This window comes from Algoriphagus locisalis (assembly GCF_900116615.1).
Lineage (GTDB): Bacteria > Bacteroidota > Bacteroidia > Cytophagales > Cyclobacteriaceae > Algoriphagus > Algoriphagus locisalis.
Genome location: NZ_FPBF01000002.1, coordinates 346,053 through 358,590, shown reverse-complemented (window position 1 = coordinate 358,590; position 12,538 = coordinate 346,053). Strand labels below are relative to the sequence as shown.

The following is a 12,538-nucleotide window of genomic DNA, read 5'->3' as shown; positions in this document are numbered from 1 at the left end:
GGTGAACTCTTGGCAAGCCTTCCAGGCTTTGGAAGATCAACAGTTCGGTAAAAAAATAAATAAGGATAAAATTGTCCGAAAATATTTCATTTTCGTATTTTTACATAACAAAAGACAAAAGTTATGTTCTCAAAGGCTTGTGAGTACGCCTTAAAAATCATGATTTATTTAAGCTCAGTACAGAGTGAAGGGAGGCTTGCGGGGCTGAAAGAAGTGGCAAGTTCCATTGATTCTCCCGAAGCTTTTACTGCCAAAATTTTACAGCAACTTGTAAGGGCTAACCTATTGCAGTCATTGAGAGGTCCTAATGGTGGCTTTAGGGTAGTGGATAGGCCTATCACAATGCTGGAAGTAGTCAATGCAATTGATGGTGACAGGATAATCAGAGGTTGTGTTTTAGGTTTGGATGAATGTAGTTCTGTACATCCATGCCCTGCTCATAATAATTTCGTTGTAATTCGAGAACAGTTAAAAGGAGTTCTGGTCAATACCCAACTGGCTGATTTGAAGGATGGTGTGATTTCCGGAAATAGTTTCTTAAAAGTGTAAAAAAAAACAATTTAATAAAGGATAAAAAGGTCTTAATATCTTAAATATGAAAAATCTAGCGCAAACCAAAGTCGGAAAAATTGTAGCTTCCAATTTTAAAACATCAGCTGTTTTTACCTCACATCAGATTGATTTTTGTTGTGGGGGTGGAATCACCCTGGAAGAGGCGTGCAAAAACAAGAACCAAAATTTGGAAGTGGTTATCGCTGAGTTGGAGGAAACCTTCAAAATCAAAGACAGCCAAAATTGGGAAGCTATGGAATTAGATCAGCTGATAGCGTTGATTATCCAGGTTCATCATCAGTATGTGGAAGCGACAATTCCTACTCTAAAACTCTATTTAGAGAAACTTTGTAATGTACATGGGGATAGACATCCAGAGCTATTTGAGATTAAACAATTGTTTTTGGAAGGTGCAGGGGCTTTGACTGTCCACATGAAAAAAGAGGAATTGATTTTGTTCCCATATATCAAGACAATGGTGGAATCCAAGAATTCTGGACTTCCGATTTCCAAACCTCATTTCAATGATATTGCAAACCCAATTGCTATGATGGAGGATGATCATGAGGCTGAGGGTGAAAGATTTGCCAAAATAGCGGAGCTCACTAATGGCTACCTATGCCCTCCAGACGGATGTCAGACTTTTAAAGTCACTTACGCTATTTTGCAGGAGTTTGAAGCTGATCTTCACAAGCATATCCATCTGGAAAACAATATCTTGTTCCCATCTGCCAAAAAGTTATTTGACGAAATTCAATTTCAAGATTGATATAAGAATTGCTTGAAAAGGTAGTCCAGAATTGTGTCTGGATTACCTTTTATGATTCCAAAACTGGTAGTAAGTATTAATATTCAACAGAAGGTTATAGGCCCATATCTGGAAATATTGGTTGTAAACTGGATTCACATGAAAAATGAATTGGACTTGAGGAGGGGAGCTCAAATAGCATTATTCAATTTGCTGATCGTTGGGGTGATTGGCAGTTTATTGCGTTTCCATTTTTTGCAACCCATACCTGGTTTCAACTACTTGTTTGTCCTTCATGGACATTCCCATTTAGCATTTTTGGGATGGGTTTTTATGGGACTGTTCAGTCTGCTTGTCTATACTTATTTGCCTGCTAATCGATATAAATCAGGAAAATATGTACGGCTGTTTTTTGTGTTACAGTTTGCCAATTTAGGAATGCTGGTGGCATTTCCCCTGACTGGTTACGCACTTTGGTCAATCATTTTTACTGCCATTCACGCTCTTTCTGCGATGTACTTTTCGTGGGTGTTTATTCGCGAGGTGAAGCCTGATTTGCCTGATGCGCATCGAGCTTCTTTCCTTTTTGTGAAATGTGCTCTGATACTGATGTTGATATCTAATCTTGCGCCATTTGCTTTGGGGCCTGTTTCATCAATTTATGGAAAGTCAGACCTTTACCATTCGTTGATATATTTTTACCTGCATTTCCAATATAACGGTTGGTTTATTTTTGCAACAATGGGACTGCTGCTATGGCATTTGGAGAGAAATGGGGTGAAAACTCAAACAACTTTAGTGAAGTATGGTTTTTATCTCAAATTAGTGGCAGTTTTTCCTGCATATGTTCTTTCAACTTTATGGATGGAGCCAGAGTCTATTTGGTATTTCCTAGCTAGTGTCGCAGCGATTATTCAGCTAGTCGGGTTGGGCTGTTTCTTGGTGTTTATACTTCGCCATTTGGATTCGCTCGTTACTAGTGATTTGGTCTGGCAAAAGCTTCTTTTTTGGTGTGGAACCTTGGCAGTTATTGTTCAGCATATTTTACTGTGTTTGTCGTCGATTCCCAATGTCGGTGATTTGGCCTTTTCCAGACCGATAGTCATCGCCTATTTGCATTTGGTATTGATCGGTTTTATATCTTCTTGGTTGTTTTTTCATTTTCTGAAATTAGGATTAATTCGTTTGACAGCTCTATCTAAAGCTGGATTTGGGATATTTTTAAGTGCTTTTGTGGCGACAGAGTTGATTTTGGTCCTCCAGAGTTTGTTGCCTCAATCGCATCTCATGCTTTTTTTATTGGCATTGATTCAAGTCGCTGGAATTTGTTTCATTTCATTTCAAAGTGAAAAAATGACTTCCCATGAAAAGGCATTGGCTCAATAAAGCTCCCTTCTTTGTTTTGGTACTCTTTTGCCTTATATCGGGAATATCAACCGGATGGTTTCGATTGGGGTATGATGTTCCGGTATCCAAAATCTACCTGAACCACGGTGCTATCATGACCGGGAGCTTTTTAGGGACCGTCATTCTGATTGAGCGTATTGTCACCTTTCAAAAGAATTGGTTGTTTGTCTTTCCTGCAATTAATGCTTTCAGTATCTTATTTTTTTACCTCGGATGGGGTCAATTTGCGCTCTACTGCTTGGTGGTAGGAGCCTTGGGGTTGGTTTATGTCTTTTATCTGATCAATCTGAAGCAATCAGACTTGGCTCATCAAGTGATGTGGATAGGCGCCGCAATGTGGCTGATCGGAAATGTTCATCTTCTCATTTTTCAGATGTATGCCAATTCCATTCTTTGGTGGATGGGATTTTTACTGTTGACCATAGTAGGTGAAAGGCTGGAGTTGACAAGATTCCTGCCCTTGAGTCGGTTAATTAGAAGTTTTCTCGTGTTATTTCTTGTTCTTTTTGTGATTTCCTACATGCTTCCATTTCATTTTGGAGGACAGTGGTTGACCGGGATCTCTTTGTGTTTAACAGCTTTGTGGCTGTTGCTTTTTGATATGATAAGAAAGTCAGTCAAAAAGCCAGGAATCCATCGGTTTACTGCTGTTACATTGGGGTGTGGTTATGTTTGGCTGGTGGTTTCAGGACTTTGTTATTTGATGGATGCTATGTGGGGAGTCTCTTATGATGCTTTGATCCATACCTTCTTTTTGGGTTTTGTGTTTTCGATGATTTTTGCTCACGCTCCGATTATTTTGCCAGGAGTTTTGGGACAGGCTTCAAAGCCTTATCATTCAATATTGTACATCTGGGTTGGAATTTTTCAACTGTCTTTAGTTGTGCGAATCTTGGGGGATTTTCTTTCATTTTTCTATTGGAAACAGTTGGGTGGGATTATCAATGGAGTAGTGATCTTGATTTTTATATTGAATGTGATGGGTCTGATGCTTTTAGATGTGAAGAGGAAAAAAGCTATCAAATCATTTCCCAAACAGATTCGCAAATATTGAAGACTCTATTGGAGCCATTCTTTTTGGAAGAAATGATTTAAAAAAGGGGATATGAGACCGTATTAACGGATGTGACGACAGTTTTTGAATTGGTGTCACTTGGCCGAGGAGACACAGTTTTACATGCCATTATACTAAGCGACATCAGTATACAAATAAGGATGATTTTCCTTTATTTTGGCCTATTTATCCTGTTACTTTGCCAGCCTGATTAAATTGAAGGGGTTTTGAAGCTCAAACAGAAACGTAAAATTATAGGTTATTCAAACCTTTTGGATCAACAAATCCGCTTTAATCCTTTTTTGTTTGGGAGAGACTTTTGGTTATGGGCCCTATTGGGATTGATTGGAGGGGGAATTGCAGGGATTTATTGGATCTCATTAGAGTCAATAATTCACTGGATGAAAGGGTTCGATGGATTGATGGTTATCCCCTTGATGACTTTTTCGGGTTTGGCAGCTGGCTTGATTATTCATTGGATAGGAGATCCAGGAGAGATTCATCTCATTGTCAACAATATCCGATTCAACAAAGGAAAGCTTAACCCCAAGAATAATCCATCCATGATTTTATCCTCGCTTCTTTGCGTAGCGGCAGGAGGAAGTCTGGGGCCGGAGGCACCTCTAGTACAAGTGACTGGATCTACGGGTACCTGGTTAGGTAAGATATTCAGGCTCAAAGGAGAGAAATTGCGAACATTCAGTATTGCCGGAATGGCGTCCGGATTCACCGCTTTATTCGGTGCTCCTCTGGGAGGTAGCTTGTTTGCAGTGGAAATACTTCATCACAAACATATGCTGGAATACTACCGGGCTGTAATTCCTGCCTTGGTAGCAAGTTGTTTTAGCTACATTGTTTTTGCTTTGATCATTCATTTAGGATTGGGACCCACATGGGATTTTCCACAGTACAGTTACGAGGGGGTATTTGATTTCGGATATGCTTTTGGAATCGCAGTAGTAGGATCTGCAATTGCCTGGATTTTTATCTATTGCACCAAGACATGTAAAAAAGTCTTTGAGTTGGTGCCCATGCCTATTTATGTCAAAACCACAATTGGAGGCTTAATTTTGGGAGTGATTAGCTTCGGGTTTCCGATCACCCGTTATTTTGGGCATCATGAAATCAATGAATTGATTGGTCTAAACCTAAGCTGGGATGCATTGCTTTTGATATTGGTTATGAAAGTCATAGCCATTTCCATTACCGTGACTTCCGGTTGGAGGGGTGGATTTATCATTCCCTTGTTTTTTGTTGGTACCTGCTTAGGGTTGGTTCTCTGTGAATTGTTTCCAGGACTTAATCCAACATTGACTTGGGTGAGCTGCATGGCGGCAGTTAATGCCTGTGTGACACGTACACCTGTGAGCACCACAATTCTTTTGAGTGTATTGACAGGTTTCGGTCACTTTGTGCCCATTTTGATAGCAAGTTTGACCGGTTACTTTTTAGCACCTCGCATTCCCTTTATTCATTCGCAGATGGAAAAAATAGAATCCCAGCGGCCTTAACCAATCCTATTTAGAAAACATTGTTTTTGGCTTTAAATCAATTCTGTATTGAAAAAACATATCCAGCGCGCGTTTCGGATTTCTCAGTATATTATTTATCGGGAAACACTTGTCGACTTTAAAGAACAGTTATGGTCTTTTCTCGGGGCATTTGTGGGGATTGGTGCTATTGCATTTTATCAGACGAGCTTTTTGACAAGGGAGGAGAATATCTTTTTGATCGGGTCATTTGGAGCCTCTTCAGTTTTGGTTTATGGAGCTATACAGAGTCCGCTTGCCCAGCCTAGAAATTTGGTAGGTGGGCATGTGATTTCTGCGTTTGTCGGCGTGGTGATGTATAAGTTGTTTCCTGAAATATTATGGCTTGCAGCCCCATTGGCGGTTGCATTTTCCATAGTGCTCATGCAAGTGACCAAGACACTTCACCCTCCAGGAGGTGCCACAGCACTAATCGCTGTCATCGGAACAGAAAAAATCAAGGCATTGGGATTTTTGTATGTTGTTTCTCCGGTATTGAGCGGTAGTCTCATCCTACTTTTGGTTGCTATGGTTTTTAATAACATGACCAGAAATAGAGTATATCCTACCAATTCCAGATTTACCAAATACTTCAAAACCAAAAAGCTATGGGGGAGATTGGAACGGACTTCAAAAGCAAGTCTGGATTCGTCAAGAACTAAAGACTGGAATTAATCCAAAACGGATCTGTTTCGTTTTCCACAAATTTGTTCTTTTGACCATATTCAGCTATTTCTTCTAACTGCGATTGTGTGGCTATTTCCTGAACAGCTGGAAAAAATATTCGCTCCTCAAAACGGATATGCTTCTCCAGTATTTCTTCGATCTGTCCAAGTGTTAGTTCCAGATTTTCCCAATTGGAAAAAAGATTACGAAGACGTTTATGTTCGCTCAGTGCTTGCTTAACCAACGAGTTTTGTGCGGACAGCACAGGGAAAATAACTTTTTCTTCCTCCTCAAAATGAGATTGCAGATGATTTTCCCAAAACCATTCGCAATAAGTTTTGATTCGAGAGGGCTCGATTCCCAGCTTAAATCCTTGTCTGATCTTCCAACATAGTAGCAATCCTTGATGGTGGTCATGGCTAAGAGGTTGAAGTGCTGGGTGACGCTTGAGAGGCTTTTTCTTTTCCATGGTTGTTTGAGTTTATATTGATTAAACAAGAGGGGAGACAGAGGAGTTGTTGTAGTAATTTATCTTAATATAAAACATTTCGGCCATTCGTTCGCCTTGCCATTTGGCTCGGTCGGCTCTTTCTCCGCTGAAATTAGAGTTGACAGTTTCAAAAAAAAGTTGAACCCAGCGATCAAAATGCTTTTTTTCAACTGGTAGATGGACGTGTGGTGCAAATGGGCTTCCCTGATAAGTATGGGCATCCAAAAGCACTGTTTGCCAAAATCGGTACATCTTCTCCAGATGCTCCGGCCAGCGATCCTGTATGACCCCCTCAAAGATTCCTTTTAACAGTTTATCCTTTCTGATTTTGCTGTAGAATGTGTCAACTAAATGTTGAATATCTTTCAGGTTTTTTATGTCTGTTTTTTCCATTAGAAGAAAGATTGGTAATTGTCGGGATTCCAGTACATGGTGATATAGAATAAGGCAAATCCTACAAATGAGATCAGAGTTGCCCATACCCAAACAGGGATTCCTTTGGGAGTTTCTGAACCACGGATTAGGAAGAAGTCATTGCGCTCACTTCCATATGAATTGATCGTCACGGGAATCTGATCGGTAACGATGTCTCCTTCTTTTAATCCGACTACTGCGATTGACGGCCCATTTCTAACTTCAAAAGGGACCGTTTTTACGCCTTCTTTACCTATAGTGGATTGGGCTACGATTCGTAATTGATGTTGACCATCTGGTATTTTGGTGGTGTCGAGAACAAACTTGACAGGTGGACTAAATTCAGCAAATGGGACCGGGTCTTCATCTAGAAATACCCTGATTTTTCGATTGTCTTTCATATTTCTAGATAAGGTTTGAGGATTAGCTTTTTAATATGTTCAGGGCTTCTTTCACCTGGTTTGATAAGAAATTTCAGACTATAGAATAGTGTGAATAGTACAATTAGAATAGCTCCTCCAATGATGTAATATTCAGCATTGGATTGAGGGCCAGTTCCGTGACTGATGTCCTGCAAGAGTTCTGGTTGATTTCTTTTGCAAACATCACAAGCCAATGCCTGTAAGGTCGAAAAAGAAAAGGCCAAGAGAATTAGAAATGCTTTTTTCATGGCATTTGGATTATTGGTTTTGGATGAACTTTCTGATTTCTGCCACTTGCTCTGCTGTTACCTCCGAAGCATTATTGCCCCAGTTACTTCTTTCATGGGTAGCTATGGCAGCGATTTCTTCATCATTTAAAATGTCCCCGAAGGCTGGCATGACTCCGAATTCTGCTCTTGCATCATAACCGGAAAGTATAATCTGGATAAGGATGTTTGGGTCGGGGTCATTAACTATTTCACTTGCCGCTAATGGCGGGAACGCCCCGGTGATTCCTTCACCTCTTGGCTGATGGCAAGCGGAGCATGTCTCGCTGTACAATTGTAGTCCATCTAATTCTGATGAGATATTGTCGGATTTGTCATCAGATTTATTGCGAGTCGATGGGATGAATCCGGGACTCAGTTCCGCTCCTAGATTAGTCTGGGAAAGGGACTGAAGATAGGTCACGAGAGCCAGTGCTTCAGGTTTTGCAACGAGCTTATGATCAGGATTTTTTAGAAGTTCGGTTGCAACAGGTACAATGATGTCCTTTTTGGTCACCATGGCCGGAGACTTTTCTTCAAAAAGCCATGGATAACCTGGCATTATTGATTCCTTGACAACGATTCGTGGATTGAATAGATGGAGCAGATGCCATTCTTTTCCTGGCTGTCTTTTTCCGACCTCGGTCAAATCAGGTCCCGTCCGCTCACTACCAAGAAGAGAAGGGGATTGTCGCCAAAGGTCTAGACGTTGCTTGCTATAGAAATAATCTGAGGCCAAGGAGGGGCGTTGTCCCCATACCTGATCCATTTCAATGTTCCTTACCTGCTGGGTATGACATGCCATGCAGTTTTCTGAGACATAAATCTGTAGCCCTTTCAATTCTTCCTGACTCATTTCCTCCATACCGGGCAAAGGTTGAACTTCCTGAAGTTTCATGGCTGGCATGATAGCGATCACTGTACTGAGTATCGCAAAACCTAAGAATGCAGTACTTACAAGTAATTTGTGGTTTTTATGAAAGTCAAACATGAGAGATTCTATTAGGAGTGAACAGGGGTAAAAGCGGGTGAGATTTTCTTAGCGCTGACTTTTTTCTTTTTAGCCATGACCATGAAATTGTAGGCGAAGACTAAATGTGATACAAACATCAGTGAACCTCCGATTGCTCTCCAAACCCAATAGGGTTGCATTAATATGACGGAATTGATGAATGATTCGCCCTCAATCCAACTTAGGCCTCGAAGTGTTCCTCCGGTCATTAGTGAAATCATGTATGCGAAAAGCCCAATAAAGGCCAACCAAAAGTGGATGCCAACAGCCAATGATGATGGTTCGTTACCTGTAACTTTCGGAAGGATGGAGTAGATGCAAGCCCATAGAATAAAGGTGATGATACCATACATTGTCATGTGGGAATGAGCCACATTGAAGTCTGTAAAATGCCAGATGAAATTGGTCAACCGGAATGCCTGGAGACTGCCTTGTGTTGATCCAACGAAGTAGAAAACTACCCCGACTAGAAAGAAAGGAAGTACATAGCTCTTGGATATGGCACTCCAACTTCCCTTCATCGTCATCAAAAAGTTGGTCGTGCCAGATAGCACTGGAATAAACATCCCCGCGCTAAAGACAATGGCGACCGTCTGTAACCACCACGGCAAAGGACTAAACACGAAATGATGAGTGCCAATTAGTGTATAAAACAGCATTTGCGTCCAAAAGGCAAGAACTCCCAAGGAGTAGGAATAGATAGGTTTGTTCAGTGAAGTGGGGAGGTAATAATATATGAGACCAAGAGTAAAGGTCATAAACCACATCCCGACACCCTGATGCATGTAATACCCTTGTATGACTGTTTCTCCAAGTCCATCCTGGAAGGAGGGAAGGTAGCTGATTAGGATCAAAGTCACTGTCCAAATTAATCCTCCCAAGAGGTACCAATTCGAAATATAGATTTCGGAGACTTTTCGGGTTGCGACAGTTTTATAAAAATTGTATAAAGTGAGGATGAGACCTGATCCAAATAATACGATGACTGGCCAAATGTATTCACGGTATTCACCGCCACCGTTATTAACACCATTCATTAGAAGTAAATTGCCAGAAACTAGAGCTAGATTCATCAAATACCAGCCTGTTTTGGCAAGGGAATAGGAGAAAACCCTCGTGTTCGAAGTCCGGGAAATGACAAAATATCCTAATCCCACCATTGCAAATGAAGCCCATCCCCAGAAGACAGTATTGGTGTGCACAGGGCGTAGGCGACCAAATGAAAGCCAAGGGCTTTGATCCATTTCTGGCCATATAAATTTCATGCCGACATACTGACCGATTAAGGTCCCAAAGACCAACCAAAATACGGCGGACCCTAGATACCAGATCATTATGTTTCGGAGTGGCTGTGGAGTTTCTAGCCGAATCGTTTCGTGTTTCTTTTCATCTACAATAGGGTTCTCAGGATCTCTTGTGACTTTTGACACCAAGCCACGCTGATCTTCAAAAGAACTAGTTCCAGAGTGTTCAGTTCCTGAAAGTTTATATTTTTTGGCAGCTTTACGTCTTTCCAAAATCCAGTCTAAGTCTTCCTCTTCCCAATTGATCAAATCAGATTTTATCTCTTCTTTTTCTTTTCGATTGGTATGACTTTGAATTCGCTGGATGAATGCTGAAAGTTTTGAGCCAATTATCAGCAAGGCGACAAATGCGATAATAGCTATTAATAATGCAGTTCCTATGACTCCGGGGCTTGACCACCATTGGTCGATATTCGGATTTGGAACAGTTTGAGCTTCAACTTTCATGGAAAGTAATAGAAGCCCAAGAGTGATGTAAACAGTTCGATTCATTTGAATATCAATAACTAAGTGTTAGATCATTTAAATTATATTTGAATCTATTTCCGATAAAATTATCGGAAATAGATTCAAAAAAAGGGATCAACGCAGGAGGAAGGTCTCACCTGATTTGATTCCTTTAGCTAATTCCAGTAAGTTGGTTGATTCTAAAGCAGATTTTAGCTCAGCACGGATTTTGACAAATTTTGAGTGCATGGGGCAAGGTTGTTTGGCATTACATTCACTTAATCCCAAACCACATCCTTTGAAAATAGAGTCGCCATCAATTACAGATAAGATGTGGATGACTTTGATGCTTTTCATATTTTCTGGTTGGATAAAGAATCCTCCATAGGGTCCCTTTAAAGATTCGACTAGGTTATTCTTTACCAGTATGCTAAGGGTTTTGGCTGTAAATGCCTCTGGTGATCCAACCTTTTCTACGATATCACCGATTTTAACCCGATCTCCTTTAAGGGATTGGGTTGCAATGTAGATCATTGCTTTAATTCCATATTCGCACGCCTTAGAAAACATCTTGAAAGTATGTGGGAGTAAAAGTATGAGAAAATTTATTTCCGACAAATATATCGGAAATAAAAAATATGATTGAAGTAGCCGTAAACTAGATGGCCATTTTCCTTTGCCTCAATGACGAATAAAGAGAAAAGTTAGATTTTATGTGACCTAACACAAAGTTGGGCTATTGAAAAGTCCTTATTTTGATTGACTTAAATAAGGCCCTGAAGGTTTATGCGACTTTAATTAACTAAAGATTTTACCTCTTCAATAAATTGTGAATAATCTGCTCCTAAGCCTTCTTGTTGGAATTGAAGAACGCCTTCCTGATCGAATACTGAAATGATATTGGTATGTGCGAAGTCTATAGGTGATATTTTTTTGTATTTGACCGACACTACATTGGAGAACTCCCGCACATCGTCCAGTTGACCCTGGAGAAGTGTCCATTGATCACCATCTAATTGCTCTTCTTGGGCAAATTCCCGGAGTCTTTCTGGCGTGTCAGTCTCAGGATCAATACTGATGAGGACATACTGTACATTTGATTGATTCACAGCTGACTTGATATTTCTCATATCAGCTACCAATCGGGGACATGCAGCCTGGCAACTAGTATATACCATCACAGCAACAAAGGGTTTGCCTTTAAAATCCTTTAATTGGAGGGTGTCCTCATTTTGAGTGACCCATTGAGATTCTAAATTGAAAATAGATGCTTCAGATACTTCCCCTTCTGCCATTAGAGGAACTTCTAGATCACTTGTTTTTACAAGTTCCATTTTGCAAATAGGACAGGTCCCTGCCTGTTCATAAGTTTTAGAACCCTCGCATCTCATAGGGCATACATAGTGATCTTCGTGGGAATCTTTGGCAGATTGGGAACAGCTGACTACAAAAAGGATAAGCAATAGATAGAAGATATTTGATAGAAGCCTGTTCATAGTTAAAGGGTTTTAGCACATCTAAAGCCAAGATTTTGAATGGAATAGATTGCTTTAATAGAGCCCCGAAATGCATAGCGCATAAATGAAGCATAATCTCGTAGATTGGTAGCGTTGATTGCAGCTCCGGCACAATACAAGTCTCTATTTGCCTCTCCATCCTGTCGCGACTCACCACTGATCAGGACACTGTTGAAATCGCTGGTCCATTCCCAGACCAGTCCGTGCATATCATAGATTCCCCAGTAATTTTTGTAGGTGCTTTTTACCGGCAATAAATAGGTTTTGGGGGTTTCATAGCTTTGAATGATTCGCTGATTAAACAAGCTGTCATTTTGAGCGTTTGGTTTGGTTTCATCAGCTCTTGCTGCTAGTTCCCATTCGTCTACAGTTGGGAGTCTTTTGTCTATGCATGCACAATAAGCCTTAGCTGCAAACCAGGAAATATTTGTGACTGGTGCTTGGGGATTAATTGTTGCCCCTAGTTTTGTTGAGTTTTCCCAAGTCCGTAAGTAAGCTTCATCAGCATAAATGGATTTGACGTTTTCTCTTTGCCACTCTGGATAGTTTTTGACAAAAGCCAAGTACTCCTCCTGAGTTACAGCATGTTCGTCCAATAAAAAATCATCCACATATACTTGACTGCTATCCAGGCTGTAAAGGGGACGGATATAGCCCCCTTTTACAGTTTTCATGGCATTTTGAGCACATAAGGTAATGCAGCTTGAAAA

Annotated in this window: 15 protein-coding genes; 6 read left to right on the top strand and 9 right to left on the bottom strand. The window is 40.5% G+C overall.

The genetic code is table 11. The annotated features are described in order from the left end of the window. Positions 1 to 123 precede the first annotated feature (123 nt). The 6 genes from BM386_RS06495 to BM386_RS06470 all read left to right on the top strand — a co-directional run bounded on the left by BM386_RS06495 (position 124) and on the right by BM386_RS06470 (position 5,965). Positions 124 to 549, top strand: coding sequence for an RrF2 family transcriptional regulator (locus tag BM386_RS06495; RefSeq protein WP_091692259.1), 426 nt, complete (start codon positions 124 to 126; stop codon positions 547 to 549). A gap of 46 nt (positions 550 to 595) precedes the next feature. Further along, positions 596 to 1,321 (top strand): iron-sulfur cluster repair di-iron protein, encoded by a 726-nt coding sequence (gene ric / locus BM386_RS06490; RefSeq protein ID WP_091692258.1) that lies wholly within the window; start codon positions 596 to 598, stop codon positions 1,319 to 1,321. Between the two features lie 138 nt (positions 1,322 to 1,459). Next, on the top strand, positions 1,460 to 2,686 hold the full coding sequence (locus BM386_RS06485) for a hypothetical protein (protein WP_139235856.1): 1,227 nt from the start codon (positions 1,460 to 1,462) through the stop codon (positions 2,684 to 2,686). After that, positions 2,664 to 3,761, top strand: coding sequence for a hypothetical protein (locus BM386_RS06480; protein ID WP_091692256.1), 1,098 nt, complete (start codon positions 2,664 to 2,666; stop codon positions 3,759 to 3,761). Before BM386_RS06485 ends, BM386_RS06480 begins: the two co-directional genes overlap by 23 nt. Before the next feature lie 227 nt (positions 3,762 to 3,988). Continuing rightward, on the top strand, positions 3,989 to 5,272 hold the full coding sequence (locus tag BM386_RS06475) for a chloride channel protein (RefSeq protein WP_091692255.1): 1,284 nt from the start codon (positions 3,989 to 3,991) through the stop codon (positions 5,270 to 5,272). A gap of 48 nt (positions 5,273 to 5,320) precedes the next feature. Then, positions 5,321 to 5,965 carry an HPP family protein gene (locus BM386_RS06470; RefSeq protein ID WP_091692254.1) on the top strand — a complete coding sequence of 215 codons (645 nt, stop codon included), beginning with the start codon at positions 5,321 to 5,323 and terminating at the stop codon, positions 5,963 to 5,965. Here BM386_RS06470 and BM386_RS06465 read toward each other — a convergent pair. From BM386_RS06465 to BM386_RS06425, 9 genes are all read right to left on the bottom strand, one after another. Beyond that, positions 5,949 to 6,425, bottom strand: coding sequence for a hemerythrin domain-containing protein (locus BM386_RS06465; RefSeq protein WP_091692253.1), 477 nt, complete (start codon positions 6,423 to 6,425; stop codon positions 5,949 to 5,951). The two genes, BM386_RS06470 and BM386_RS06465, sit on opposite strands and share 17 nt — an antisense overlap. Positions 6,426 to 6,446: 21 nt before the next feature. Further along, positions 6,447 to 6,839, bottom strand: coding sequence for a group III truncated hemoglobin (locus BM386_RS06460; RefSeq protein WP_091692252.1), 393 nt, complete (start codon positions 6,837 to 6,839; stop codon positions 6,447 to 6,449). Continuing rightward, positions 6,839 to 7,261 (bottom strand): cytochrome C, encoded by a 423-nt coding sequence (locus BM386_RS06455; RefSeq protein ID WP_091692251.1) that lies wholly within the window; start codon positions 7,259 to 7,261, stop codon positions 6,839 to 6,841. The genes BM386_RS06460 and BM386_RS06455 overlap by 1 nt, the downstream gene beginning before the upstream one ends. Further along, positions 7,258 to 7,530 (bottom strand): hypothetical protein, encoded by a 273-nt coding sequence (locus tag BM386_RS06450; protein WP_091692250.1) that lies wholly within the window; start codon positions 7,528 to 7,530, stop codon positions 7,258 to 7,260. The genes BM386_RS06455 and BM386_RS06450 overlap by 4 nt, the downstream gene beginning before the upstream one ends. Before the next feature lie 10 nt (positions 7,531 to 7,540). Next, positions 7,541 to 8,539: a cbb3-type cytochrome c oxidase subunit II gene (locus BM386_RS06445; RefSeq protein WP_091692249.1), complete on the bottom strand. Its 999-nt coding sequence runs from the start codon at positions 8,537 to 8,539 to the stop codon at positions 7,541 to 7,543. An 11-nt stretch (positions 8,540 to 8,550) separates the two neighbouring features. After that, on the bottom strand, positions 8,551 to 10,356 hold the full coding sequence (locus BM386_RS06440) for a cbb3-type cytochrome c oxidase subunit I (RefSeq protein ID WP_091692248.1): 1,806 nt from the start codon (positions 10,354 to 10,356) through the stop codon (positions 8,551 to 8,553). A 90-nt stretch (positions 10,357 to 10,446) separates the two neighbouring features. Next, a complete protein-coding gene (locus tag BM386_RS06435; protein WP_091692247.1) occupies positions 10,447 to 10,881 on the bottom strand; it encodes an RrF2 family transcriptional regulator in 435 nt (144 codons plus the stop codon). 224 nt (positions 10,882 to 11,105) lie between these two features. Next, positions 11,106 to 11,807 carry an SCO family protein gene (locus BM386_RS06430; protein WP_211482887.1) on the bottom strand — a complete coding sequence of 234 codons (702 nt, stop codon included), beginning with the start codon at positions 11,805 to 11,807 and terminating at the stop codon, positions 11,106 to 11,108. 2 nt (positions 11,808 to 11,809) lie between these two features. Beyond that, positions 11,810 to 12,502, bottom strand: a complete 693-nt coding sequence (locus tag BM386_RS06425) for a formylglycine-generating enzyme family protein (RefSeq protein WP_091692246.1) — start codon at positions 12,500 to 12,502, stop codon at positions 11,810 to 11,812. Positions 12,503 to 12,538: the final 36 nt, after the last annotated feature.

Coding starts and splice junctions, on each gene's coding strand:
- BM386_RS06435 (WP_091692247.1), bottom strand. CDS start 10,881: ATGTTTTCTAAGGCGTGCGAATATGGAATTAAAGCAATGATCTACATT.
- BM386_RS06425 (WP_091692246.1), bottom strand. CDS start 12,502: ATGAAAACTGTAAAAGGGGGCTATATCCGTCCCCTTTACAGCCTGGAT.
- BM386_RS06440 (WP_091692248.1), bottom strand. CDS start 10,356: ATGAATCGAACTGTTTACATCACTCTTGGGCTTCTATTACTTTCCATG.
- BM386_RS06485 (WP_139235856.1), top strand. CDS start 1,460: ATGAAAAATGAATTGGACTTGAGGAGGGGAGCTCAAATAGCATTATTC.
- BM386_RS06465 (WP_091692253.1), bottom strand. CDS start 6,425: ATGGAAAAGAAAAAGCCTCTCAAGCGTCACCCAGCACTTCAACCTCTT.
- BM386_RS06480 (WP_091692256.1), top strand. CDS start 2,664: ATGAAAAGGCATTGGCTCAATAAAGCTCCCTTCTTTGTTTTGGTACTC.
- BM386_RS06495 (WP_091692259.1), top strand. CDS start 124: ATGTTCTCAAAGGCTTGTGAGTACGCCTTAAAAATCATGATTTATTTA.
- BM386_RS06445 (WP_091692249.1), bottom strand. CDS start 8,539: ATGTTTGACTTTCATAAAAACCACAAATTACTTGTAAGTACTGCATTC.
- BM386_RS06460 (WP_091692252.1), bottom strand. CDS start 6,839: ATGGAAAAAACAGACATAAAAAACCTGAAAGATATTCAACATTTAGTT.
- BM386_RS06450 (WP_091692250.1), bottom strand. CDS start 7,530: ATGAAAAAAGCATTTCTAATTCTCTTGGCCTTTTCTTTTTCGACCTTA.
- BM386_RS06455 (WP_091692251.1), bottom strand. CDS start 7,261: ATGAAAGACAATCGAAAAATCAGGGTATTTCTAGATGAAGACCCGGTC.
- BM386_RS06430 (WP_211482887.1), bottom strand. CDS start 11,807: ATGAACAGGCTTCTATCAAATATCTTCTATCTATTGCTTATCCTTTTT.
- ric (WP_091692258.1), top strand. CDS start 596: ATGAAAAATCTAGCGCAAACCAAAGTCGGAAAAATTGTAGCTTCCAAT.